This window comes from Actinomadura macrotermitis, from assembly GCF_009604375.1.
Classification (GTDB): Bacteria; Actinomycetota; Actinomycetes; order Streptosporangiales; family Streptosporangiaceae; genus Spirillospora; species Spirillospora macrotermitis.
In genome coordinates, this window is record NZ_WEGH01000006.1 from 436,363 (window position 1) to 460,462 (window position 24,100).

Below are 24,100 nucleotides of genomic sequence, written 5' to 3' on the forward strand. Positions count from 1 at the left end.
ACCCTACCGATGCCCCGTTCTGACCAGGGCAGTGGATTGTCCGACCCGGTGGATAGTTTCGGGGTGTGAGCGACCGATGGGATCGGGAACACGTGCTCGGGCTCGCGCCCGACGCGGCGTCGGCCAAGGCCGGCGGGAAGGTGGCCGAACCGGCCAAGTGGGGTGATGCGGGCTGCGACGGCGAGGCCGTCTGGGGGGAGTGCCAGGGCAGCGGCAAGAGCGCCTACCGGGCGTGCGCGGAGCTCGCCGAGCCGGCGTTCCGGTGCTCGTGCCCGAGCCGCAAGTTCCCCTGCAAGCACGTGCTCGGCCTGCTGTTGCTGTGGAGCGATGGCGCGGTCGGGGCGGGCGCGCGGCCCGAGTGGGTGCGGGAGTGGCTGGAGCAGCGGCGGCAGCGCGCCGAGAAGGCGCAGGAGAAGAAGGCCGTCACCGCCGCCAAGGTCAAGGACCCGAAGACGGCCGAGGCGCGCGAGCGGCAGGTCGCGGCGGGGGTCGCCGATCTCGACCAGTGGCTGCGCGACCAGGTCGCGCACGGGCTGGCGCAGGCGGAGAAGGCCCCCTACCGGCTGTGGGACGACGCCGCGCGGCGCCTGGTCGACGCCAAGGCCGGCGCGCTCGCCGGGCAGGTCAGGTCGCTCGCGGCGGTCCCCCGGCAGCCCGGGTGGCCCGGGCGGCTGCTGGAGGAGTACGCGCTGCTGCGGCTGCTCGTCACCGCCTACGGGCGCGATGATCTTCCGGGGCCGCTGCGGGAGACCGTGCGGGCCCGGATCGGGTTCACCCAGGGGCAGGACGAGGTCCTCGCGGAGGGCCAGCGGGTCCGCGACCGGTGGTGCGTGATCGGGTCGCGCGACACCGCGCAGGACCAGCTGACCACGCGCCGGGTGTGGCTGCGGGCGCGGAGCGGCCGGCCGGCGCTGGTGCTGTCGTTCGGCGCGCCCGGCCGCCCCCTGGACGCCTCGCTGGTCGTCGGCACCGAACTGGACGCCGAACTGGCCTTCTACCCGGGTGCTCAGCCGCTGCGGGCGCTGGTCGCCGAGCGGTACGGCCAAGCGGTGCCCGGCGTTCCGGACGGCACGTCGGTGCAGGGTTTTCTGGACGAGCACGCTGCCGCCGTCGCCGCCGATCCCTGGCTGGACCGGCTGCCGGCCGTCCTGGAGCAGGTGCGGCTCGCCCGCGACGAGCAGGGCCTGTGGGCCGTCGACGGCGACGAGCAGTCGCTGCCGCTGCGCCTGGCCGACCCGTGGCGGCTGCTCGCGGTGTCGGGCGGGCAGCCGGTCACGCTCGCCGGGGAGTGGACGCGGCAGGGGCTGCGGGCGCTGGCCGCCTGGCACGCCGACGAGGGAGCGGTGATCCTGTGAACGCCTGGAACGAGCACGTCAGCGCAGCGCTGCTCGGCACCGAGCGGCGGCCCGCGCCGCGGCTGCCCGAGGCGCCCGCCGAGGACGGCGACGCGGCGGGCCGGCTGCTCGACCAGGCCGCGGTGCTGGCGGTCCGGCGCCGCGCCGGGCTCCGGCCGCCGCGCTGCGCCGCCGGCCCGATCGCGCCGGCGCCGCCCGAGGAGCTGCCGGTCGTGCCGGCGCCGGCGGCCGCGCGGCTCGCCCGGATCCTGGCAGGCGAGCAGATCCGGGTGCTGCCCGAGTGGCTGGACGCGGCCGCGGCGCACGGGTACCGCGTCCCGGCGCGGCTGCTGCCCGACCTGCTGGAGAAGGGCCGCAGCGACCGGATGCTGCGCCCGTCGATCGCGCGGTCGGCCGGGCGGCGCGGCGTGTGGCTGGCGCTGCAGAACACCGACTGGGCCTACCTGGTCGGCGCCGGCGACGACCCCGGCGGCGGCGAGGAGGTGTGGCAGACCGGCACCCGCAACCAGCGCGTGGCGTACCTGAGCGCGCTGCGCGGCAGCGATCCGGCCAAGGCCCGCGAGGCGCTGAAGGAGACCTGGTCCAAGGAGCCCGCGCCCGACCGGACCGCGTTCCTGGCCACCTTCGCCCAGGGCCTGTCGCCCGACGACGAGGAGTTCCTGGAGGCCGCGCTGGAAGACCGCGGCAAGGACGTCCGGCAGCTCGCCTCCGACCTGCTGGCCCGCCTGCCCGGCTCGGCCTACGGCCGCCGGATGGCGATCCGGGCGCGGGCCTGCCTGCGCGCCGAGTCCCGGCCCGTGGTGACCAGCACGGCGCGGAACCGCCGGCAGACATGGATCCTGGTGGAGCCGCCGCACGCCCACGACGAGGACCTGGCCCGCGACGGCGTCCCGTTCCACCCGAGCGGCTCGTTCGCGCCCGGCGCCCGCGCGGGCGGCCCGGTCGGCACCCGCGCGGCGTGGCTGCGCGAGATCCTGGCGCGCACACCGCTGTCCACCTGGACCGACCTGTTCGGGCTGCCCCCGATGGAGATCGTCTGCCTGCCCGTCGCGGACGCCGCCGACACCGACGGCCGCAGCACCCGCGACGTGCACATCGGCTGGGCCCGCGCCGCCCTCGGCCAGCGCGACGTCCCGTGGGCGCGCGCGCTGCTGAAGGGCGGGGTGATGGTGGACGAGCCCGAGGCCCTCGCCGACCTGCTCGCCGTCCTGCCCGCGGACGAGCGCGACACGGCCGCCGCCGGGCTGATCCGCTGGGTGGAGGGGCAGCCGGAGCTGCTGCGCGTGCTGGAGCGGGTGCCCGGCCCCTGGCGGGGCGAGCTCGCCGACGCCGTCGTCGCGGTGCTGACGGCCGCCGCCGACCGCCCGACGCACCGCCACGAGCACACCCTGCTCCAGCTCGGCCGCCTGGCCGACCAGTCCCTGGCCCCCGAGGCCGCGCCCCGCCTGGAGGCGCTGGCGCACCGGCTGGACCCCGCGTCCGCCGCGGCGCCCGTCCTCGCCGACCTCATCGAGACCCTGCGCTTCCGCAGCGACATGATCAAGGAGCTCTCCCTGTGACCGACGCCTCCGTCCTGCGCCCGCACGCCGAGCAGCAGTACGCCGACGAGCTGGCCCTGCTCGCCGAGCACGACGACCGGCCCCGCCCGCCCGGGTGGCGGCTGTCGCCGTGGGCCGTCACCACCTACCTGCTCGGCGGCGAACTGCCCGGCGGCCAGGTGGTCTCGCCGAAGTACATCGGCCCGCGCCGGCTGATGGAGGTCGCGGTCGCCACCTTGGCCACCGACCGGGCGCTGCTGCTGCTCGGCGTGCCCGGCACCGCCAAGACGTGGGTGTCGGAGCACCTGGCGGCGGCCGTCGGCGGCGACTCCACGCTGCTGGTGCAGGGCACCGCCGGCACTTCCGAGGAGGCCGTGCGCTACGGCTGGAACTACGCCCGGCTGCTCGCCGAGGGCCCCTCGGAGCAGGCGCTGGTGGAGAGCCCGCTGATGCGCGCGATGCGGCGCGGCACCGTCGCGCGCATCGAGGAGCTGACCCGGATGCCGAGCGACGTGCAGGACACCCTGATCACCATCCTGTCGGAGAAGACGCTGCCGGTGCCCGAGCTGAACACCGAGGTGCAGGCCCGCAAGGGCTTCACGGTGATCGCCACGGCCAACGACCGCGACCGCGGCGTCAACGAGCTGTCCAGCGCGCTGCGCCGCCGCTTCAACACCGTGGTGCTGCCGCTGCCGGACTCGGTGGACGACGAGGTCGACATCGTGGCCCGCCGCGTCGGCCAGCTCGGCAAGGCGCTGGAGCTGCCCGAGGCGCCGGCCGGCCTGGCCGAGATCCGCCGCGTCGTCACCGTCTTCCGCGAGCTGCGCGGCGGCATGTCCGAGGACGGCCGCACCAAGCTGAAGTCGCCGAGCGGCACGCTCAGCACCGCCGAGGCCATCTCGGTGATCACCAGCGGGCTGGCCCTGGCCGCGCACTTCGGCGACGGGGTGCTGCGCGCCGCCGACGTGGCGGGCGGCATCGTCGGCGCCGTCGTGCAGGACCCGGTGTCGGACCGGGTCGTCTGGCAGGAGTACCTGGAGACCGTGGTGCGCGAGCGCCCCGAGTGGCGCGACTTCTACCGCGCCTGCCGGGAGGTCTCCTGATGCCGGAGGCCCCGGCCGAGGTGCAGGTCTACGGGATCCGCCACCACGGGCCTGGGTCGGCCCGCGCCGTGCGCGCCGCCCTCGCGGAGTTCGGGCCGGACGCGGTGCTGATCGAGGGCCCGCCGGAGGCCGACCCGATCGTGGAGCTGGCCGCCGACCCCGGCATGGTCCCGCCGGTGGCGCTGCTGGCCTACTCCCCCGACGACGGCGCGGGCCGGCGCGCGGCGTTCTGGCCGTTCGCCGAGTTCAGCCCCGAATGGCAGGCGATCCGGCACGGCCTGGCCGCCGGGATCCCGGTCCGGTTCTGCGATCTGCCCGCCGCGCACCAGTTCGTCCCCGTCGAGGGCGAGGAGGAAGAACCCGAGGCCCAGCAGGACATCCGGCTCGACCCGCTCGGCACGCTCGCCGAGGCGGCCGGCTACGACGACGCCGAACGCTGGTGGGACGACGTCGTCGAGCACCGCGACGGCGGCCCCTCCCCCTTCCCCGCGATCGCCGAGGCGATGGCCGAGCTGCGCGAGCGGCTGCCCCTGGAGTCCCTGCCGGCCGGCTACCGGCGCCGCGAGGAGCAGCGCGAGGCGCACATGCGCCGCACGCTGCGCCGCACCCTGAAGGAAGGGCACCGGCGCGTCGCGGTCGTCTGCGGCGCCTGGCACGTCCCGGCCGTACAGGCGAAGGTCCCCGCCGCCCAGGACGACCGGCTGCTGCGCGGCCTGCCGAAGGCCAAGGTCGCCCTGACGTGGGTGCCGTGGACGCACGGCCGGCTCGCGGGCCGCTCCGGCTACGGCGCGGGCGTGCGGTCCCCCGGCTGGTACCACCACCTGTTCACCGCCCCCGACCGGCCGATCGAGCGCTGGCTGACGGCCGCCGCGCGCGCCCTGCGGGAGGAGGACCTGCACGTCTCGTCCGCGCACGTGATCGAGGCGGTGCGGCTCGCCGAGACCCTCGCCGCGCTGCGCGGCCGCCCGCTGGCCGGGCTGGACGAGGTCACCGAGGCGACCCGCGCGGTGCTGTGCGAGGGCGCCGACCTGCCCGTCCGGCTGATCGACCGGAACCTGGTGGTCGGCGAGCGGCTCGGCGCGGTGCCGGACGCCACGCCGATGGTGCCGCTCCAGCGCGACCTGCAGGCCGAGCAGCGGCGGCTGCGGCTGAAGCCGTCCGCGCTGGGCAAGGAGCAGGAACTCGACCTGCGCAGGCCCACCGACCTGGACCGCAGCCGGCTGCTGCACCGGCTGCGGCTGCTCGGCGTCGACTGGGGCGTCCCGGGCGACGGCGGCCGCGCCAAGGGCACCTTCAAGGAGACCTGGACGCTGGTGTGGCGGCCCGAGTTCGACGTCGAGCTGATCGAGGCCGGGGCGTGGGGCACCACCGTGCACGGCGCGGCGACCGCCCGCGCCGAGTCGCTGGCGGCCGAGGCCGCCGCGCTGCCCGACCTCACCGCCGTCGCCGAGCGCTGCCTGCTGGCCGACCTCGGCGGCGCGCTGCCCGCCGTCATGGACGCCCTGGCGGACCGGGCCGCCGTCGACACCGACGTGGCGCACCTGATGGCGGCGCTGCCCGCGCTGGTCCGCGCGCTGCGCTACGGCGACGTGCGCGGCACCCCGACCGGGCCGCTGCGCGCCGTCGTCGACGGCCTGGCGGTGCGGGTCTGCGTCGGCCTGCCGCCCGCGGCGGCCAACCTCGACGACGACGCCGCCCGCCGGTTCCTCGAGCACGTCGACGACGTGCACGGCGCGCTGTCCCTGCTCGGCGACGACGAGCACACCGAGCGCTGGCGCCGCGCCCTCGCCGCGCTGCTGGACCGCCCCGGCCTGCACGGCCTGCTGGAGGGCCGCCTCGCCCGGCTGCTGCTCGACGCGGGCCGGCTGCCGGACGTGGCCGACCGGATGGCCCGCGCCGTGTCGGTCGGCGCCGCGCCCGGCCGCGCCGCCGCCTGGGTGGAGGGCTTCCTGTCGGGCGGCGGCCTGGTGCTGGTGCACGACGACGCGCTGCTGCGCCTCATCGACGGCTGGATCGCCGGGCTGCCCGCCGGGTCGTTCACCGACGTGCTGCCGCTGCTGCGCCGCACCTTCGGCGGCTACGCCGCGGCCGAGCGCCGCGCGATCGGCGAGCGCGTCCGGCACCTGGACGCCCCCTCCCCCGCCCGGGCGGGGGAGGGCGACGACGACACCGACCCCGGCCGCGCGGCGCCCGCCGCCGCGACGGCCCTGCGAATCCTCGGCTGGGAGGTCCCCGCATGACCGAGACCGACCGTCTCAGGCGCTGGCGCCTGGTCCTCGGCGGCGAGTCCGCCGACGGCACCGGCGTCACGCTGTCGGGCGACGACGCCAGGATGGACGGCGCCCTGGACCGGCTCTACGGCGGTGGCGGCGGCGACCGCCGCTCCGGCCGCCGCAGCGGCGGCCTCGGCGACTCCGCGCCCGCCGTCGCCCGCTGGCTCGGCGACATCCGCGCCTATTTCCCCGCCACCGTCGTGCAGGTCATGCAGAAGGACGCGATCGAGCGGCTGAACCTCACCCGGCTGCTGATGGAGCCGGAGATGCTGGAGGCCGTCGAACCCGACGTGCACCTGGTCGGCACCCTGCTGTCGCTGAACCGGGTGATGCCCGACCGGGCCCGCGAGTCGGCGCGCGCCGTCGTCGCCAAGGTCGTGCAGGACCTGGAGCGGCGCCTGGCGCAGCGCACCCGGTCGGCGATCGGCGGCGCGCTGGACCGCACGGCGCGCACGCTGCGGCCCCGCCGCCTCGCCGACGTCGACTGGAACCGCACCATCCGCGCCAACCTCGGGAACTACCTGCCCGCGCACGCCACGATCGTCCCCGAGCGGCTGATCGGCTACGGCCGGCGGCAGCAGGCGGTCAAGCGCGACGTGGTCCTCTGCATCGACCAGAGCGGCTCGATGGCGGCCTCGGTCGTCTACGCCGGGGTGTTCGGCGCGGTGCTGGCCTCGATGCGGTCGCTGCGCACCTCCCTGGTCGTCTTCGACACCGCCGTGGTCGACCTGACCGACCAGCTGCACGACCCCGTCGAGCTGCTGTTCGGCACCCAGCTCGGCGGCGGCACCGACATCAACCGCGCCCTCGCCTACTGCCAGGGCCTGGTCACCCGCCCCGCCGACACCATCATGGTGCTGGTCAGCGACCTGTACGAGGGCGGCGTGCGGGACGAGATGCTGCGCCGCGTCGCGCAGCTGACCGACGCGGGCGTCCAGGTGATCGTGCTGCTGGCGCTGTCGGACGAGGGCGCGCCCGCCTACGACCACGACAACGCCGCCGCCCTCGCCGCGCTCGGCGTCCCGGCGTTCGCCTGCACGCCCGACGCGTTCCCCGAGCTGATGGCGGCCGCCGTCGAGCGCCGTGACCTGAAGGAGTGGGCCGAACGCACTCTGTGACGCGGCTCAGCGGCGGCGGCCCGCGACCGTCAGGCCGCGGGCGAGCAGCACCACCACCAGCGCCGCGCCCACCGCCTGGATGAGCACCGAGCCCCGGTCGATGTGCAGGCCGGCGAGCGTGAACGCCTCCCACACCACCACCCGGGCGACCCGCGAGGCCATCACCGTCCACACCGCCGCCCGGCTGCCGAGCCAGCCGAGCACCACGCCGATCAGCGTGACCACCCCGAGCACCATGGACGCGCCGGCCGCCTTGAGGAACAGCCCGGCGTCGGTGGAGGGCGGGTGGGCGATCTGGATCGCCATCGCGGCCACGTCCAGAGCGCCCAGCAGAGCCGCGAAGACCAGGCCGGTGATGAGCGCCGGGCCGCGCCGCCACTTCCGGGCGGGCGGCGCGACCCCGCCCGTGGGCGGCCTGCCGGGATAGGGCGCATCCCCGACGCCAAGGCGCGGCGTACCGCCGTAAGGGGCGCCCTCGGTGCCAAGGCTCGGCGTGCCGCCACGGAGGGCGCCTCCGGGCGTGTTGCCATGGGGGGCACCCCCAGTACCAAGGCTTGTCGCTTCGCTCCGAGCGCCTTGGCCCCCCGCGCTCCAGGCGCCCTGCCCTTCCGCGCTCCGGGCGCCCTGGCCTCCCGCGTCCCAGGCTCCCTGGCCGTTCGCGTCCCGGGTGGCCTGTCCTCCCGTCCATCCCGGACCGGCTGCGGTAGCGCCGTATCCGCCCATCTCGTGCCCCTGGGCCGTTCGCCGCCCGTCGTCGGCGTACCCCGGCCCCTGGGTGTATCCAGGGCCGCTCGGCGCCGCGCCGCCCTGCGCGTAGTCCCGCGTCTCCGCCGCGTACCCGTAAGGCGCGCCGGCCCCCGCCGTGCGGCCGGGGCCGTTCTCGGCGGGGACCGGGCCGGTGTACCGGCGGGTGGCGCCCGCCGGGGTGTCCGATTCGGGCCGGGTCTCCCCCGCCCGGGGCCCGGCGGGCCGGCCGCCCAGGGTCCACATCAGGACCTCCTCGGCGGACGGGCGGGCCGCCGGCTCCTTCTCCAGGCAGCGCGCCGCGATCTCGGCGATCCGCTCCGGCAGCGGGCCGAGGTCGGGGGTCTCGTTCAGGATGCGGTACAGCACGGCGGGCAGCGAGGACGCGCTGAACGGGTCGCGGCCGGTCGCCGCGAACAGCAGCGTGACCGCCCAGGCGAACAGGTCCGCGGCCGGGCCGATCTGGGCGCCGGCGAACTGCTCGGGCGCCATGTAGGAGGGGGTGCCGACGATCTGGCTGGTGACGGTGGACCCCGAGTCCAGCGCGCGGGCGATGCCGAAGTCGATCACGCGCGGCCCGTCCGGGCCCATCAGCACGTTCTGCGGCTTGAAGTCGCGGTGCACGATGCCGGCCCGGTGGATCGCGGCGAGCGCGGTGATCGTGCCGACCGCGAGCCGGTCCAGGTCGGCGCCGACCCGCGGTCCGCTCTCCTCCACCAGCTGGCGCAGCGACGGCCCGGGCACCAGCTCGCTGACGATGTAGGGCTGGTCGCCGTCCATGTCGGCCTGCAGCATCTGCGCCGTGCAGAAGCCCGCCACGCGCTGCAGCAGCGCGAGCTCGCGGACGAACCGGGCCCGCGCCTGCGCGTCACCGATCATCTGCGCGTGCAGCAGCTTGACGGCCACCTCGGGCCCGCCCGCCAGGGGCCGGCCGAGGAAGACCACGCCCTGCCCGCCCGTGCCGAGCCGGCCGATCAGCTCGTAGTCGCCGAGCCGCCTGGGATCGGCGTGACTGAGGGGAAACGGAACCACCATTCGCCATCCCTCTCGGCGGGGCGGCACAAAATTACAAGGAATTGACCGTGCACAAAACACGCCGCCCCGGCATCTAAAGAGTATAGGAAGTAACGGCCCCGAAGGGGAGACGAGAAAATGCGCTTGATCAATTCACGCGCCGGCCGGCGGCGGGCGGCCCTGCTCCCGTTCGCCGCCCTGCTGCTGGTCCCGGGGGTGTCGGCGTGCAGCGAGGCCGCCGCCGATACCATCACCCGGCTGGCGGTGGGGACGCCCGGGCCCGACCCCTACACGCTGGTCGCCGGCACCGACAGCACGCAGGTCGCGGCGCGGCCGCCGGCCGGCGGCACCAAGCCGGGCGACACGCCCGGCCTGTACGGCGGCACCAGGTCGGCGGCCAGCTGCCAGGGCGCGCAGATCGCCGCCTTCCTGCGGGCGCATCCCGACAAGGCGCGGGCGTGGGCGGGCGTGCAGGGCATCAGCCCCGACGCCATCGACGCCTTCATCGCCAAGCTGACCCCGGTGCTGCTGCGCACCGACACGCTGGTCACCAATCACGGCTTCCACGACGGGCAGGCGACGAGCTCCCCGGCCGTGCTGCAGGCCGGAATGGGCGTGCTGGTCGACGGATACGGCGCCCCGGTGGTGAAGTGCAATTGCGGTAATCCGCTGACCGCGCCGCAGAAAAAGATCTCCCCGTCGAATGCGAAGTACACCGGCGGCTCCTGGGGCGGCTTCAGCAAGCAGGACGTGACGCGCATCAAGCCGCGGGAGGCCGCGCAGGGCACGGTCCTGGCCTTCGTCCTGGTCACCCCGGACGGCACGACCGGCTTCCGGCGCCCGGCCGCCACGCACGGCCAGGTCGACGGCCCGCCGACCGCGCCGCCGCCCCTCGCGACCAGCACGCCGAGCCCCGGTCAGCCCACCGGGACCACGACTCCTCCCACCAGCCCCGGCACGCTCCCGCCGGGCAGCCCCGGTACGCCGTCCACGGGCACACCGAGCGGCCCCGGCGGCACGGACGGAACCGGCGGAACCGGAGGCACGGGAGGCACCGGAGGCACGGGCGGGACCGGCGACACGGGCGGCACGACAGGCGGTGACACCGGCGGCAACACCGGCGGTACGGCCCCCGGCAACACGGGCGGCAGCGGTGGCGACACCGGCGGGCCTGGCAACACGGGCGGCTCGACGGGTGGCGACACCGGCGGCAACCCTGGCGGCAACACGGGTGGCAACCCCGGCGGCCCGTCCGGCGAGCGGAGTGCGCCGGCCGGACCGCCCTCCGAACCCGCCGGCCCGAGCCCGCCCCCCGCCCCGGAACCCCCGTCGAACCCGCCGGCCCCGCCGCCGGACACCAAGGAGGCCCCCGCACCGGTCGAGCCGCCGGCCACCAAGGAGGCCCCGGCCCCGGTCGGGCCGCCGGCCACCGAGGCCCCCGCGCCGGTCGGGCCGCCGCCGGCCAGCTGATCCGCACCTGGTGTACATTTGCTCATATGAGCAGCGCTTCAGATATCAGCGTCGCCGACACCTGCGTGACCCGGGTCGTCGATCCCGCGAAGGTCGCCATGGTGACCGCCGCCATGCCGGACGCCGACACGATCGGCGACCTCGCCCAGATCTTCGGCCTGCTGGCCGACCCCGGACGGCTGCGGGTCATCACCGCGCTGCTCGAGGGCGGCGAGATGTGCGTCTGCGACATCGCGGCCGCATGCGGCAACTCCGAGTCCGCCGTGTCGCACGCGCTGCGGCTGCTGCGCGCCAGCCGGGTGGTCAAGGTGCGCCGCTCCGGCCGGATGGCCTACTACCGGCTGGCCGACTCGCACGTGCGGATGCTGCTGGACCTCGCCCTCGCCCACATCGGCCACCAGGGGGAAGGCGCATGAGCGAGCAGAAGCACGGGTCCGGCCACGGGCACGGCCACGGCCACGGCGTGTCGCCGGGAGCCGACCGGCGCCACCTCACCGGCGCCCTGGTCCTGATCCTGGCGTTCATGGCCGGCGAGGTGGTCGTCGGACTGGCCGCCCACTCGCTGGCGCTGCTCTCCGACGCCGCGCACATGCTGACCGACGCGTTCGCGATCATGCTGGCGCTGGTGGCGATGCGGATCGCGGCCCGCCCGCCGAAGGGCGGCTACACCTACGGCCTGCGCCGCGCCGAGATCCTGTCGGCCCAGCTGAACGGCCTGACGCTGCTGCTGCTGGCCGCCTACTTCGTCTTCGAGGGCGTGCAGCGGCTGTTCGACCCGCCCGCCGTCGACGGCCCGCTGGTGCTGGTCACCTCGCTGGCCGGCATCGTGGTGAACGTGGCCGCGACGTGGCTGCTCAGCAAGGCGAACCGGAGCAGCCTGAACGTCGAGGGCGCCTTCCAGCACATCCTCAACGACCTGTACGCGTTCATCTCCACCGCGATCGCGGGCCTGGTGGTGTGGCTGACCGGCTTCGCCCGCGCCGACGCGATCGCCTCGCTGGTGGTGGCGGCGCTGATGCTGAAGGCCGGGTACGGGCTGCTGCGCGACGCGGGCCGGGTGCTGATGGAGGCGGCCCCCGCCGGGATCGACCCGACCGAGCTCGGCGGGCGCCTCGCCGAGCGGCCCTGCGTCCGCGAGGTGCACGACCTGCACGTGTGGGAGGTCAGCTCGGGCTACCCGGCGCTGTCGGCGCACGTGCTGGTGGAGCCGAAGGGCGACTGCCACGCGGTCCGCCGCGACCTGCAGGTGGTGCTGCGCGACTCCTACGGGATCACGCACACCACGCTGGAGGTCGACCACGTCGACGACCTGTTCCACTGCGAGGAGCCGCACGGCCCCCGCCACGTCGCCGATCCCGACGAGCCGCACGAGCACGTCGGCGACAGCCCCTGCGAGCACTAGGCCCCGGGCGGGCCCAGCAGCCCGGCGGGCCCGTCCCAGCACACCGCGCGCAGCCAGTCGTCACCGAACCCCAGGTCCGCCAGCGCCTCCAGCTGGTGCGCGTACGGGTAGGGGATGTTGGGGAAGTCGGTGCCGAGCAGGACGCGCCCGGCCAGGCCGAGGTCGCGCAGCCGCGGCAGCAGCCCGGCCGGGAAGCTCCCGAGGCCGCCGGCGAACCGCGTGAAGGCCATCGTGGTGTCCAGATGGACGCGTTCGTAGCGGTCCGCGAGGTCGAAGAACCCGGCGAACTCGGGCGCGCCCAGGTGGGCGATCACGGCGGCGAGGCGGGGGTGGCGGGCCAGCACGTCCCCGAACGGCCCGGGACCGGTGAAGCCGTTGGCGACGGGCCCGGACCCGGCGTGCACGATCACCGCCGCCCCGGCCTCGGCGAGCACGCCCCACGCCTCGTCCAGCTCGGCCGCCCGCGGGTCGAAACCGCCGACCTGCAGGTGCACCTTGAAGACGCGGGTGCCGGCGTCCAGCGCGCGCCGCACGTACGCGGCGGCGCCCGGCTCGGGGTAGAGCGTCCCGGTCGGCACGCATTCGGGGACCCGGGCCGCGAAGTCCGCCGCCCACGTGTTCAGCGCCTCGGCCATGCCGGGCCGGTGCGGGTACAGCAGCGAGGTGAACGCGCGGACGCCGAACCCGCGCAGCAGCGCGATCCGCTCGTCCTCGGGCAGCCGGTACCGGATGGGCCACTCGTGCCCGATCAGCGGGCCGGGCTCGTCGAAGTACTCCCACACCGCGCTCATCAGCCGGGGCGGCATGAAGTGCACGTGCACGTCGATCAGGCCGGGCAGGCCGAGCGCGCGCCAGAACGCCGGGACGTCGCCGTCCTCCCGCGGACCGGAGACAGAACGCGATTCAGTCACGTCCGGACTGTACCGGCCCTCCCCTCAGCCGATCGCTTCGAGCAGCAGCGGCAGCGCGGCGCGCAGCTCGCGCTGCCAGTACGGCCAGCGGTGGGTGCCCCGGTAGAAGTGGGTGGTCACCGCGATGCCGAGCTTGGCGAGCTTGCCGGCGAACTCCGCCGACCCGGCGTGCGCGAGCGCCTCCACCACGTCGCGGCCGGTGCCGGGCCGCGGGTCGCAGGGGCCGGTCCCGCCGTCGCCCGCGCTCACGTACAGCCGGACGCCGGCGAGCCGGTCGGCCAGGTCGTAGGGGTTGTGCTGCCGCCACACCACCCGCTGCTCGCGCGGGTCGCCCCACACGTCGGTCCAGTCCCCGCCGGGGCGGCCGATCCGGGCGCCGATCTCGACCAGGTCGGCCACGTCCAGCCCGGCCGGGTCGTGCAGGAGGGTGTGCGGGTGGCCGCTGAAGGACGCGGCGGCGCGGAACACGCCGCGGTGCCGGGCGGCGTAGGCGAGCGCGCCGAGCCCGCCCATCCCGTTCCCGGCGATGGCGCGGGCGGTGCCGGCGCCGTAGCCGCGCTCCAGGATCTGCCGCAGCTCGGTCAGGTGGAAGGTCTCCCAGCACGGCTCGCCGCCCGCGCCCTGGTTCCACCAGTCGGTGTAGCCGGCGCAGCGGCCGCCGTCCGGCATGACGACGATCACGTCGTGCCCGGCGGTGAGCTCCTCGACGTCGGTGTGCGCCGTCCAGGAGGTGTACCCGCCCCCGGCGCCGTGCAGCAGCCACAGCACCGGCCAGGTGCGGCCCGCGTCGCGCGACCAGCCCGGCGGCAGCAGCAGCCGGACGCGCGCGAGGCCGGGCAGCACCGGGGACCGCACCGCCAGGTCGAGGACGCGCTCGCCTTGGCGGCGCTCCCCGACGACGGCCGCGCCGTCGTCCGCGCCGGGCGCCGTGGAGGGCCGCCCTCCGGGCGCGATGGTCGCCAGGAGCCAGCCCGCTCCCGTGATTATCCCCGCACCGAGCAGACCCCGTCGCCACATATTCCCGCCCCGGACAATCGCCGCCGTACTAACCGGAATGTGCCCACTTTCCAGGAAGTTTCAACGCAGCGTAATCGGTTTATAAAATATTGCCGCCGGGGTTCCGGTCGGCACCGCCGGTACAGTGGCGGTCCATGGAGGGGAGACGACCGGTCGAGATGCGCAGCAAGCCAGAACTGCAGGCCGCGATCAGGGAGCCGGGCCGCGGCCGCGCCGTCCTGGTGGTCAACGCACGGTCCCGGCGGGGACGACGCCTCTATCCGAAGGCGCGGCGGCTGCTGCGCGAGGCCGGAATGGACTTCGTGAAGGTCTGCCCGGTGACCGACCCGAGCCGGCTCGGCGAACTGTTCGCCGACGTGCTGGCGCTGGAGCCCGACCTCATCGTCGTCGGCGGCGGCGACGGCACCATCGCCGAGGCCGTCAGCCATCTGGCGCACCGCGACGTCGCGCTCGGCGTGCTGCCGCTCGGCACCACCAACAACTTCGCGCGCAGCCTGGAGCTGCCGCTGGACCTGCCCGGCGCGGTCCGCAACCTGGTCGAGGGCAAGGTCGCCGACGTGGACGTCGGCTGGTTCGAGAGCACCGGCGACCCGCAGGGCGGGGGCGGCGAGGACGAGCACATCTTCGCCAACATGGTCAGCCTCGGCCTGTCGGTGCAGGTCGCCGAGCACGTCCCGCACAACCTCAAGCGGTTCCTCGGCCGCACCGCCTACGGCCTCACCGCCGCCTGGCTGCTGCGCCGGCACACGCCGTTCCGGGCGGTGATCCGCGCGAACGGCGAGACCCAGGAGGTGGCCACCCACCAGCTCAACATCGCCAACGGCGCGCACCACAGCGGGCAGCGCATCGCCCGCGACGCCAGCCCCGACGACCGGATGCTCGCGGTCTACCGGCTCGGCGACGAGCGGCGGCTGCGGCTCGCCGGGGCGACGGTCCGGCACGTGCTGACCGGCCAGTGGCGCTCGCTCAGCGAGGACGCCTTCCTCACCACCGGCGAGGTCACCGTCGAGACCGACCCGCCGATGGCGGTGGACGTGGACGGCGAGATCCGCGGCCGCACCCCGGTGCGGATCAAGCTGCACGGCAACGCGCTGCGCGTCATCGTCCCCGACGACTTCCTGGACACCTGATTCAGCGCTGGACGCGCCGCCCGTCCAGGCCGACCAGGTACCAGCGGTCGCCGAAGTCGTGCAGCCCGTGCCCGTTGGCGTCCCCGGGGAACCGGTCCTTGACGAACCGGTAGAGCGGATGCCCGGCGTAGGTGGCCTGGAAGCCGCCGGCCCGTTCGACGCTGCCGACCCGGCCGCCAGGCACCCCCGCCCCGGCGACCGGCCGGCCGTCGGTCAGGTAGGGGGGCCACATCCGGGCACAGTCGCCGTCGCAGGACGAGCGCCTCGCCCCGTCCCCGGCGAACAGGTAGAGGGCGCGGCCGAGGCCGTCCACCAGCGCGGGCCCCTTCGCCGTCCCGCCGAGGGCGACCAGCGCCGGGCCCGACCGGGGCGCGGCGGCGAGGGTCCGGCCCGGCGTGTCCATGTTCTCGGTATCGGGGTTCCCGCAGCCGGCGAGGACGGCCAGGCCCGCCACGCCCGCAGCCAACAGCTTCTTCATCGCGACCTCCGGACCCCCCGGTATCCCACGCCTACCCGCCCGTACCGGTTCGTACGCCTGGAGATCGGGGCAGGCATAGGCCATGGACACCGCAATGCTGGACGGGCTGAACCCCTTCGACATCCTCGACAGCGAGGCCGCGCGCCTGGACGCCCACTTCGCCGGTCTCGAAACACCGGACTGGGAGCGGCCCTCGCGCTGCGCGGGCTGGTCGGTGCGCGACGTGCTCGGCCATCTGGCGGGCGAGGAGCTGTACAACCACGCGTGCCTGGACGACGACCTGCAAGGCCTGTCCGAGCTGCTGGAGAAGGAGGGCGTCAAGGGCCTGGCCGACTTCAACGACTGGTGCGTGCGGATGCGCCGGACCCGGCCCGTCGACGACGTGCTCGCCGAGTGGCGCGCCGAGAGCGGCGACACCCGCCGCCGGATGCGCGCGCTCGGCCCGGACGCGACGCTGACCACGATGGCCGGCCCCTACCCGGTGGGCCTGCAGGCGTTCCACTACTGCGCCGAGTACGCCACGCACGCCGACGACGTGGGCGCGCTCGTCGACCCCGGCGAGCAGCCGGGCCGCGCCGCGTGGCGGGCGCGGGTCGGGCTCTTCGCGCTCGCCGAGGCCGACGCGCCCGTGCAGGTCGAGCAGACGCCCGGCGGCTACCGGGTGCGGCTCGGCGACGACGTGGCCGAGCTGTCGGCGGCCGAGCTCGCCGACGCCACCGTGAACCGGCTGCCCGACGACCATCCGCTCCCCCGCGAGCTGCGCGAGGCGCTCATCTGCCTGGCGTGAGGCCGGCCAGGTCCTGCGGGGTCAGCTCCAGCCGCCCGGCCCGCACGTTCTCCTCTGCGTGCTCCACCGACGCCGTCCCGGGGATCGCCAGCACCACCGGCGACATCGCCATCAGACCGGCGAGCAGCACCTGCGCCGGCGTCGCGCCGTGCCGGGCCGCGACGGCGCGCACCCGCGCGTCCTCGGGGATCCCGAACCCGCCGAGCGGGAAGTAGGGCGCGTAGGCGATCCCCTCCCGCTCGCAGAGCGCCAGCAGCCCGGTGTCCTGCGGCTGCGTCACGTCGAACCGGTTCTGCACGGCGACGACGGGCGCGATGGCGCGCGCCTCCTCGATCTGCGCGGCGGTCACGTGGCTGAGGCCGAGATGCCGGATCAGCCCCTCCTCGCGCAGCCCGGCCAGCACCTCGAACCGCTCGGCGACCGACTCGCCGGCGGGCGGCTCGATGCCACCGCCGGGCCGCAGGTACACCAGGTCCAGCCGGTCGCGGCCGAGCTCGCGCAGGTTGCGCTCCACCTCGCCGCGCAGCCGGCCGGCGCCGAGCTGCCCGGACGGCCGCACCTCGCCCGGCTCCTTGGCCGGCCCGACCTTGGTGGCGATCACCACGTCCGGCCCGGCGACCGCCCGGATGATGTCGTTGGCGGCGACATCGCCCTGGAAGTAGAACGCGGCCGTGTCGACATGGTCGACACCGAGCTCCAGGGCGCGCCGCAGCACCCGCTCCCCGTTCTCGCGGCCGCGTCCCGGCAGCCGCATCGCGCCGAACCCCATCCGGCGGATCGCCAGGTCCCCGCCGAGCTTCCAGCTCTCATCGATCTTCATGGGCTCCACTGTCGCCGCCGGCCCCGTGCCGGGCGAGCGCGTGGCAGCAAAGTGCCAGACTGGGTCCCGTGATGACCGACCGGAACGTCACCCTCCGCGGTGAACGCGAGCTGGTCGAGCGCGCCGGCCCGCTGTTCGCCGGGACGCGCGAGGAGTTCGCCTGCGCCGCCACCGACCAGCGCACCTGGGCGCTGCCCGGCGCCCGCGAGCGGATCATCGCCGAGTGGCGCCGCAACGGCCCCGCCCTGACGGTCCGCAAGCTGTTCACCCCGGCCGCCCTCGCGAGCAAGGAGGCCGAGCGCGAGCTGCTGCGGATCGCGGCCGCGCCCAACGTGGCGATCCGCATCTGCCGGGTGCCGCTCCCCCACGAGACGATCATCATCGACCGCCGCGCCGCGATCCTGGCCGGGCCGCCGGTCCAGGGCGTCCGCGAGTACACGATCGTGCGCTCCCCCGCCGTCGTCGACAGCGTGCTCGGGCTGTACCGGGCGGCCTGGGACACCGCGACCCCGCTCGCGGAGTACCGCCGCGAGCGGCCGCCCGTCCTCGGCGAGGAGAGCCGGCGCATCCTGGTGATGCTGGCCGAGGGGCTGAAGGACGAGACCGCCGCACGCCGCCTCGGCCTGTCGCTGCGCACCTACCGCCGCCGGGTCGCCGAGATCCTCACCCTGCTGGACGCCGGCTCGCGCTTCCAGGCGGGCCTGCGCGCCCACGAGCTGGGCCTCACCGGCTAGCCCGCCCGAAAAAATCTTTTCCGCCGCCGAACCGGGACTGACCTGGCCATATGGCCCTTTCAGCTGACGTTCAGCAAATTTCCCCTGAAACCACAGCCGAACTTCAGACAAGTACCAAGCGTCAGTAGGTGTTGATCACGATGATCATCGTGGTCGTCCCCCTTCCCCGGACGGCTCCCGGGTCCGCCCGCCACGCGCGGGCGCCCACCGGGACGCGCCGCGACGACGCGGCGCGGAACATGGAGGCGCAGTCATCGCCATCACACGCAACGGCGTGCGCAACACGCTGATCCTGACCAGCGCGGCCGGCGCGGCCGCCTACATCATGGTCGGGCTGCCCGCCCAGGCCGAGGCCAAGCCCGGCTCGCTCCGCCTGATGACCGGCTCGCCGAGCATCGTGCTGGAGCGCGACACCGAGGGCTCGGTCTACCTGGACCTCGGCGTCCACCTGGCCGCCGACAAGGCCCCCTTCGAGGTCCGGCTGAACCGCAAGGACTACAACAGCCGGATCGTCGCCACCCAGATCATCCGCGACGGCGCCGCGGTGAAGAAGAGGACCCTGCCCGCCGGGCTGGTCACCGACTTCGCCGGCTTCGGCAAGATGATCCACACGACCGTCACCGACGCCAAGGGCAAGAAGGTCATCGACCGCTCCACCGACTTCTGCCCGAACGCCTACGAGGCGGGCCGGATCCGCCCCGAGGCGCCGGCGACGTCCCGGTATCCGGTCGGCTGCCCCACCAACCCCTACACGCTCGGCGGGGTGTGGGGCATCGAGGGCGGCTGGGCGGTCAACACGAACTCGAACTACTACGGCGGCCAGGTCGACAAGCTGCCGGTCGGCAAGTACACCGCCAAGGTCTCGGTCACCGCGCCGTACCAGAAGGCCCTCGGCATCGGCGGCGAGGTCAGGACCGTCAAGATCACCGTCCGGCAGGCGCAGCCCGGCACCCGGTCGGCGCAGCAGCGGGCGCAGGCCAAGCTGCCGCCGGCGACCGGGCACCTGGCGCACCGGCTGCGCTCCCAGGGCAAGGGGCAGGCGCTCGCCAAGTCCGCCCCGGCGGGGCTGGCCAAGCCGAACGCCGCGCCGCCGACCGGCGCGTCCGCGGTCCCGAACGGCCCGAAGCCCGACCTGCGCGCGCTGCCGGCCTTCAACATCGTCGTCCAGAAGATCGCGCCGGACCCCAAGAAGCCCAAGGTGAAGAAGGAGTACCTGACCTTCGCCGCCAACGTCTGGAACGGCGGCACCGCGCCCCTGGTCGTGGACGGCTTCCGCCGCCCCGGCAAGGAGCTGATGGACGCCTACCAGTACTTCTACGACCAGAACGGCAAGGAGGTCGGCCACGCCCGCACCGGCGACTTCAAGTGGGACCCGCGCGTCGGGCACGTGCACTGGCACTTCCTGGACTTCGCCAACTACAGCCTGGTGGACTCGGCCAAGAAGCAGGTCGTGCGCAGCCAGAAGGAGGCGTTCTGCCTGGCCAACACCGACGCCGTCGACTTCACGGTGCCCTACGCCAAGTGGAAGCCGGGCAACAGCGACCTCAGCACCGCCTGCGGCTTCCAGAGCTCGCTGTCGATCCGCGAGGTCCTGGACGTCGGCTCGGGCGACACCTACGACCAGTACCTGCCGGGCCAGTCGTTCGACCTGGCGGGCATCAAGAACGGCACCTACTACATCAAGGTGCTGGCCAACCCGGTCCGCCGCCTGTACGAGTCGAACGTGAACAACAACGAGTCGTACCGGAAGATCATCATCGGCGGCACGACCGGCAAGCGCACCGTCACGGTGCCGCAGGTCGGCCTCGTCAAGGAGCAGCCGGGTCCGCGCTGGTGACCCGCTGACGTGCGCGGCACGCCGGTCGGGGCGTGCCGCGCGCCCCCGGCGTCAGTGCCCGCTTATAGGGCACTGGCGCCGGTTCTGTAGTTCAGGCACTATTACGGGCCCGCGCGGACGTGAACAGTGCGGTGTGTCGTTCCCCCACCGCCCCCGGAGCATCCCATGCGTCCTGCCCCAAGAAGAGCCGCGGCGCTGCCGCTGGCCGCCGCGCTCGCGCTGACGGCGCTCGCCGCGCCCGCCCGCGCCGACGGCCCGCCCGCCGGGTCCGTGCCGCCCGACCAGGACCCGTTCTACGCCGCGCCCGCGAACATCGGCACCTACCCGCCCGGCGCGATCGTCGCCAGCAGGAAGATCACCCCGAAGGCCGGCGACCTGGACGGCAAGGCCGACGTCTGGCAGATCTCCTACCGCAGCAACGACTCCCACCTGGCGCCGCAGCTGGACGTCACGAGCCTGGTCGTGCCGCGCAAGGCCTGGACGGGCACCGGCCCGCGACCGGTCGTCTCGGTGCAGGCCCCCGAGGACTCCACCGGCACCCAGTGCGCGCCCTCCTACGGCCTGTCCTCCGGCACCCTCATCGCCGGGTGGTCCGCCCTCTGGTCGTCGTCGCTGCTCGACCGGGGCTGGGCGTTCGCGCTGCCCGACCACGAGGGGCCCAAGTCGGTGTTCATGGCCGGGCCGCAGGCCGGGCACGCCGTCCTGGACGGCATCCGCGCGGTGAAGAACTTCACCGGCGCGCCCGGCATCGGCAAGGACAACCCCTGGACCCTGAACGGCTACTCCGGCGGCGCCAACGCCACCGGCTGGGCCGCGCAGCTGCAGCCGGCCTACGCCCCCGACGTCACGCTCAAGGGCGCCGCGATGGGCGGCACCCCGGCCGACCCCGAGGCCGTGGCCCGCTCCCTGGACGGCGGCCTGTTCTCCGGCTTCGAGGCCGCCGCGGCCGCCAGCCTGGTCGCCGAGTTCCCCGAGATGGACATCGACTCCCTGCTCAACGACACCGGCCGCAAGGCCCTCGCCGACGCCCGCGGCAAGTGCCTCACCGACCTGCTGACCAACTACGCGTTCAAGAAGCTGTCGCAGTACAGCACGGTGTCCGATCCCCTGTCGGTGCCGCGGATCAAGGCCGTCCTGAAGATCAACACCATGGGCGGCGCCGCCCCCGCCACCCCGGTCTTCAACTACCACGCCAACACCGACGAGATCGTCCCGGTCGGCCAGGCCGACCGGCTCGTCAAGGACTGGTGCGCCAAGGGCGCGACCGTCCAGACCACCCGCTCCTGGGTCGGCGAGCACGCCATGGAGATGGTCTTCAAGAGCAACGACGTGCTCACGTTCCTGAGCGACCGCTACGCCGGCAAGCCCGCCAAGAACACCTGCGCATAGGACGCGGCCGCGCAGCCGGACCCGCCGGCTGCGCGGCGCGCCGCTACAGCTCCCTCGTCATGAACACGCTGTTGCTGTCGGGCCGGTAGTCGGCGAAGGGCTCGCAGTAGACGAACCCGAACTTCTCGTACAGCTTCCTGGCGGGCAGGAAGAAGTCGGCCGCGCTGGTCTCCAGGCTCAACCGGGCGAACCCCATGCGCTCGGCCTCGGCGATGATGTGCCCCAGCAGCAGAGAGGCGATCCCGCTGCGCTTGCGCTCCGGGGCGGTGCGCATCGACTTCAGTTCGGCATGGCCCGCGTCCAGCCTCCTGATGGCGCCGCACCCCGCCACCTCGTCGCCGTCCAGGACCGACCAGAAGGTGACCTCGGGCCTGCGCAGCCCGTCGAGGTCGAGGGCGTGCTTGCTCTCCAGCGGGGTGATGGCCCGCATCTGCCGGACGTGCTCGTCGAGGAACGCGGCGATCCGCGGACCGGACAGGTCGTCCACAACGATTCTCATCATGCCTGTCCCTTCATGAGGCCGGGACCAGGGTTCAGCATCAAAGCAAAGATCCGCAAGGCGGCCGGGCGCGGGGCCACCGCCGGCGCACGGGGAGCCCCGCTAGCGCAGGAGACCGCGCGCCGGGATCAGCGGCAGGTCCAGGGTGGTGAGGAGCCCCGGCGGTGCCGCGACGACGGCGGGGATCGCGTTGACCAGCCGCATCGCCGTCGCCTTCAGCCCGGCGGTGTTGTGGTCCCCGTCGGTGCCGAGCAGCTGGAGGTCGAGCGTGTACTCGGGCTCCCCGTGCACCTCGACGCGGTAGCAGCCGCGCCCGGCGGGCTGGGGCCAGTCGGGGGCGAGGTCGTCGCGCAGCCGGGTGACGTGCTCCAGCACGATGACGGGCCGTCCGTCCAGCATGCCGCTGACCTGGAACCGGAGCGCCGCGGCGGTGCCCTTGCCGATCGTCCCGGAGGCGACGGCGAAGGTGTCGGGGGCGGGCAGCCGGGTGTGGTGCTCGGTGACCTCGTCCAGCTCGACGCCGAGGCCCGCCGCGAGCTGGCGGACGACGCTGCCCCACGCCATCGTCAGGACGCCGGGCTGCAGCAGCATCGGGGTCTGGTCGAGCGGCCCGCCGAACCCCATGATGTCGAACAGGACGGTGGGCTGGTCGTAGGTGGCGTAGTTCAGGATCTCCAGGCAGCGGACCTGGTCGACGCGTTCGCTGATGCCGGTGAGGACCAGCGGGAGGACGTCGTTGGCGAAGCCGGGGTCGATGCCGTTGACGTAGATCGAGGCGCCGCCCTCGGCGGCCGCGGCGCGGACCGGGTCGGCCATCTCGGCGGGGACGACCCCGTCGGGGAACTGCAGGAACACCGGGCTGCTGGACACCACGTCGATCCCCGCCCGCAGGATGCGGCACAGGTCCTCCAAGGCCTCCATGATGCGGACGTCGGCCATCGCGGTGTAGACGACGCAGTCGGGCCGGGTGGCCAGCAGGGCGCCCGCGTCGGTGGTGGCGGCGACGCCGAGGGCACGGCCGAGGCCCGCCAGGTCGCCGGCGTCGCGGCCGGCCTTGGCCGGGTTGGAGACCCACACGCCGGTCAGCTCCAGCTCCGGGTGCGCGTCGATCCCGGCGATCGCGTGGCGGCCGACGTTGCCGGTGCTCCACTGGACGACGCGGTAGGTCATCGGGGTCCCTCCAGGTCGGGCAGGCCGAGGTCGAGGTTCGGGGCGTCGGTGCCGCCGTCGACGCGCAGCACGCTGCCGGTGACGTAGGCGGCGGCCGGGGAGGCCAGGTAGACGACGGCGGCGGCGACGTCCTCGGGGTCGCCGATGCGGTGGAGCGGCGTCGCGGCCTCCATCTGGGCGCGCAGCCCGTCGTCGGACATGACGATGTCCAGCGCGGACGTGGCGACCGAGCCGACGGCGATGGCGTTGACCCGGATCCGGGGCGCCAGGTCGAACGCGGCGAGCCGGGTGTAGTGGGCGAGGGCGGCCTTGGCGCTGCCGTAGGCGAGGTAGCCGCGGCCGGCGACCCGGCCCATGACGGAGGAGACGTTGACGACGGCGCCGCCGCCCGCGGCCAGCAGGTGCGGGACGGCCGCGCGGGTCAGTGCGTGGGCGTTGCCCACGTTGAACTGGAACGCGTTCTCAAGATGTGCGGGTTCGGTGTCCAGGAAGGCCCGGGGCAGCGCGCCGCCGACGTTGTTGACCACGATGTCGAGGCGGCCGAGCGCGGCCACGGCCCGCTCCGCGAGCGCCGCGGCGGCGTCCGGATCCGACAGGTCGGCGGGCAGCGCCACCGCGCGCCGCCCGAGCTTGCCGATCCGCTCGGCGACCTCGTCCAACTGGGACTCGGTGCGCGCGCTGAGCGCGACGTCGGCGCCCGCCTCGGCCAGCGCGACCGCCGACGCGGCGCCGATCCCGCGCCCCGCCCCGGTGACCACCGCGACCCTGCCCTCGACCCGGAACCGATCGCCGATCATGGCGCCTCCTTTTGTCCCCCGTCACGCTAACCGGAGCTAGAACAGGTTTCAATAAGGTGGGTCTACGGGGTGCCGGGCGCCCACAGCCGGTCGGCGTCGCCGGCGGCGAGCCGGCCCCGGTAGACGCCGATCTTGTGGTCGATGAGCTCCAGGTTCTTCTGCAGCGCGGCGATCTCGGCGAGCACCCGGTCGCGATGCGACTCCAGCAGCTCCAGCCGCTCGTCCTCGTTGCCCTGGCCCGCCGCGACGAGCTCGGCGTAGCGGCGGATGCCCCGGATGGGCATGCCGGTCGCCCGCAGCTTGGTGCAGATGGTGATCCACTTCAGGTCGAGCCGGTGGTAGCGGCGCCGGCCGCCGCCGGTGCGGCCGACGGGCGTGACGACCAGGCCGGCGCGTTCGTAGTAGCGCAGGGTGTGCGCGCTCACCCCGGTGAGGCGCGCGGCCTCGGCGATGCTCACCCCCGCCTCGGGCAGTTCCCGCTTGACTTCGAGCATGCTCTAAATCCTAACGTTCC

General features: G+C 74.7%; 22 protein-coding genes. 13 read left to right on the forward strand and 9 right to left on the reverse strand.

Annotated elements, in window-relative coordinates; translation table 11 throughout:
* Positions 1–65: 65 nt before the first annotated feature.
* From ACRB68_RS38435 to ACRB68_RS38455, 5 genes are read left to right on the forward strand one after another with little or no spacing between them, the layout of a single operon-like run.
* Positions 66–1,355, forward strand: a complete 1,290-nt coding sequence (locus ACRB68_RS38435) for an SWIM zinc finger family protein (protein ID WP_328595306.1) — start codon at positions 66–68, stop codon at positions 1,353–1,355.
* Positions 1,352–2,914 carry a DUF5691 domain-containing protein gene (locus ACRB68_RS38440; RefSeq protein WP_153541602.1) on the forward strand — a complete coding sequence of 521 codons (1,563 nt, stop codon included), beginning with the start codon at positions 1,352–1,354 and terminating at the stop codon, positions 2,912–2,914. The genes ACRB68_RS38435 and ACRB68_RS38440 overlap by 4 nt, the downstream gene beginning before the upstream one ends.
* Positions 2,911–3,996: an ATP-binding protein gene (locus ACRB68_RS38445; protein ID WP_328595307.1), complete on the forward strand. Its 1,086-nt coding sequence runs from the start codon at positions 2,911–2,913 to the stop codon at positions 3,994–3,996. The genes ACRB68_RS38440 and ACRB68_RS38445 overlap by 4 nt, the downstream gene beginning before the upstream one ends.
* A complete protein-coding gene (locus ACRB68_RS38450) occupies positions 3,996–6,236 on the forward strand; it encodes a DUF5682 family protein (RefSeq protein WP_153541604.1) in 2,241 nt (746 codons plus the stop codon). The genes ACRB68_RS38445 and ACRB68_RS38450 overlap by 1 nt, the downstream gene beginning before the upstream one ends.
* Complete coding sequence (locus ACRB68_RS38455) at positions 6,233–7,387, forward strand: VWA domain-containing protein (protein ID WP_153541606.1); 1,155 nt, start codon at positions 6,233–6,235, stop codon at positions 7,385–7,387. Before ACRB68_RS38450 ends, ACRB68_RS38455 begins: the two co-directional genes overlap by 4 nt.
* Positions 7,388–7,393: 6 nt before the next feature.
* Here the strand turns inward: ACRB68_RS38455 and ACRB68_RS40765 are convergent, their stop codons facing one another.
* Entirely contained in the window at positions 7,394–9,166 is a 1,773-nt protein-coding gene (locus ACRB68_RS40765) for a serine/threonine-protein kinase (RefSeq protein WP_207709981.1), read from the reverse strand.
* 123 nt (positions 9,167–9,289) lie between these two features.
* On the opposite strand from ACRB68_RS40765, the gene ACRB68_RS38465 reads away from it, so the two are divergent.
* The 3 genes from ACRB68_RS38465 to ACRB68_RS38475 are packed head-to-tail and all read left to right on the forward strand — an operon-like array spanning position 9,290 to position 12,017.
* Positions 9,290–10,615, forward strand: a complete 1,326-nt coding sequence (locus ACRB68_RS38465; protein WP_153541608.1) for a DUF6777 domain-containing protein — start codon at positions 9,290–9,292, stop codon at positions 10,613–10,615.
* A 26-nt stretch (positions 10,616–10,641) separates the two neighbouring features.
* Positions 10,642–11,031 carry an ArsR/SmtB family transcription factor gene (locus ACRB68_RS38470; RefSeq protein ID WP_153541609.1) on the forward strand — a complete coding sequence of 130 codons (390 nt, stop codon included), beginning with the start codon at positions 10,642–10,644 and terminating at the stop codon, positions 11,029–11,031.
* On the forward strand, positions 11,028–12,017 hold the full coding sequence (locus ACRB68_RS38475) for a cation diffusion facilitator family transporter (protein WP_153541611.1): 990 nt from the start codon (positions 11,028–11,030) through the stop codon (positions 12,015–12,017). Before ACRB68_RS38470 ends, ACRB68_RS38475 begins: the two co-directional genes overlap by 4 nt.
* Here the strand turns inward: ACRB68_RS38475 and ACRB68_RS38480 are convergent.
* Together ACRB68_RS38480 and ACRB68_RS38485 are read right to left on the reverse strand one after the other, a co-directional pair.
* Positions 12,014–12,928 (reverse strand): amidohydrolase family protein, encoded by a 915-nt coding sequence (locus tag ACRB68_RS38480; protein ID WP_407924338.1) that lies wholly within the window; start codon positions 12,926–12,928, stop codon positions 12,014–12,016. The two genes, ACRB68_RS38475 and ACRB68_RS38480, sit on opposite strands and share 4 nt — an antisense overlap.
* 24 nt (positions 12,929–12,952) lie before the next feature.
* On the reverse strand, positions 12,953–13,945 hold the full coding sequence (locus ACRB68_RS38485; RefSeq protein WP_153541613.1) for an alpha/beta hydrolase: 993 nt from the start codon (positions 13,943–13,945) through the stop codon (positions 12,953–12,955).
* Between the two features lie 134 nt (positions 13,946–14,079).
* Between ACRB68_RS38485 and ACRB68_RS38490 the strand changes: the two genes are divergently transcribed.
* Complete coding sequence (locus ACRB68_RS38490) at positions 14,080–15,075, forward strand: diacylglycerol/lipid kinase family protein (RefSeq protein WP_235960899.1); 996 nt, start codon at positions 14,080–14,082, stop codon at positions 15,073–15,075.
* Between the two features lies 1 nt (position 15,076).
* Here the strand turns inward: ACRB68_RS38490 and ACRB68_RS38495 are convergent, their stop codons facing one another.
* Complete coding sequence (locus ACRB68_RS38495; RefSeq protein ID WP_194293611.1) at positions 15,077–15,553, reverse strand: COG4315 family predicted lipoprotein; 477 nt, start codon at positions 15,551–15,553, stop codon at positions 15,077–15,079.
* A gap of 82 nt (positions 15,554–15,635) precedes the next feature.
* Between ACRB68_RS38495 and ACRB68_RS38500 the strand changes: the two genes are divergently transcribed.
* Positions 15,636–16,340, forward strand: coding sequence for a maleylpyruvate isomerase family mycothiol-dependent enzyme (locus ACRB68_RS38500; protein WP_153541617.1), 705 nt, complete (start codon positions 15,636–15,638; stop codon positions 16,338–16,340).
* On the opposite strand, the gene ACRB68_RS38505 is transcribed toward ACRB68_RS38500, so the two are convergent.
* On the reverse strand, positions 16,324–17,160 hold the full coding sequence (locus tag ACRB68_RS38505) for an aldo/keto reductase (protein WP_153541619.1): 837 nt from the start codon (positions 17,158–17,160) through the stop codon (positions 16,324–16,326). The genes ACRB68_RS38500 and ACRB68_RS38505 overlap by 17 nt on opposite strands.
* A gap of 71 nt (positions 17,161–17,231) precedes the next feature.
* Between ACRB68_RS38505 and ACRB68_RS38510 the strand changes: the two genes are divergently transcribed.
* From ACRB68_RS38510 to ACRB68_RS38520, 3 genes are all read left to right on the forward strand, one after another.
* Positions 17,232–17,894, forward strand: coding sequence for a helix-turn-helix transcriptional regulator (locus tag ACRB68_RS38510; protein ID WP_153541760.1), 663 nt, complete (start codon positions 17,232–17,234; stop codon positions 17,892–17,894).
* Positions 17,895–18,168: 274 nt separating this feature from the next.
* A complete protein-coding gene (locus tag ACRB68_RS42740) occupies positions 18,169–19,731 on the forward strand; it encodes a lysyl oxidase family protein (protein WP_207709982.1) in 1,563 nt (520 codons plus the stop codon).
* A 165-nt stretch (positions 19,732–19,896) separates the two neighbouring features.
* A complete protein-coding gene (locus ACRB68_RS38520; RefSeq protein ID WP_153541621.1) occupies positions 19,897–21,120 on the forward strand; it encodes a lipase family protein in 1,224 nt (407 codons plus the stop codon).
* A gap of 43 nt (positions 21,121–21,163) precedes the next feature.
* On the opposite strand, the gene ACRB68_RS38525 is transcribed toward ACRB68_RS38520, so the two are convergent.
* From ACRB68_RS38525 to ACRB68_RS38540, 4 genes are all read right to left on the reverse strand, one after another.
* Positions 21,164–21,622, reverse strand: a complete 459-nt coding sequence (locus ACRB68_RS38525; protein ID WP_207709983.1) for a GNAT family N-acetyltransferase — start codon at positions 21,620–21,622, stop codon at positions 21,164–21,166.
* 99 nt (positions 21,623–21,721) lie between these two features.
* Complete coding sequence (locus ACRB68_RS38530; RefSeq protein ID WP_153541623.1) at positions 21,722–22,789, reverse strand: NAD(P)H-dependent amine dehydrogenase family protein; 1,068 nt, start codon at positions 22,787–22,789, stop codon at positions 21,722–21,724.
* Complete coding sequence (locus ACRB68_RS38535; RefSeq protein WP_153541625.1) at positions 22,786–23,586, reverse strand: SDR family oxidoreductase; 801 nt, start codon at positions 23,584–23,586, stop codon at positions 22,786–22,788. Before ACRB68_RS38535 ends, ACRB68_RS38530 begins: the two co-directional genes overlap by 4 nt.
* Positions 23,587–23,648: 62 nt before the next feature.
* A complete protein-coding gene (locus ACRB68_RS38540; RefSeq protein ID WP_153541627.1) occupies positions 23,649–24,080 on the reverse strand; it encodes a MerR family transcriptional regulator in 432 nt (143 codons plus the stop codon).
* Positions 24,081–24,100 lie beyond the last annotated feature (20 nt).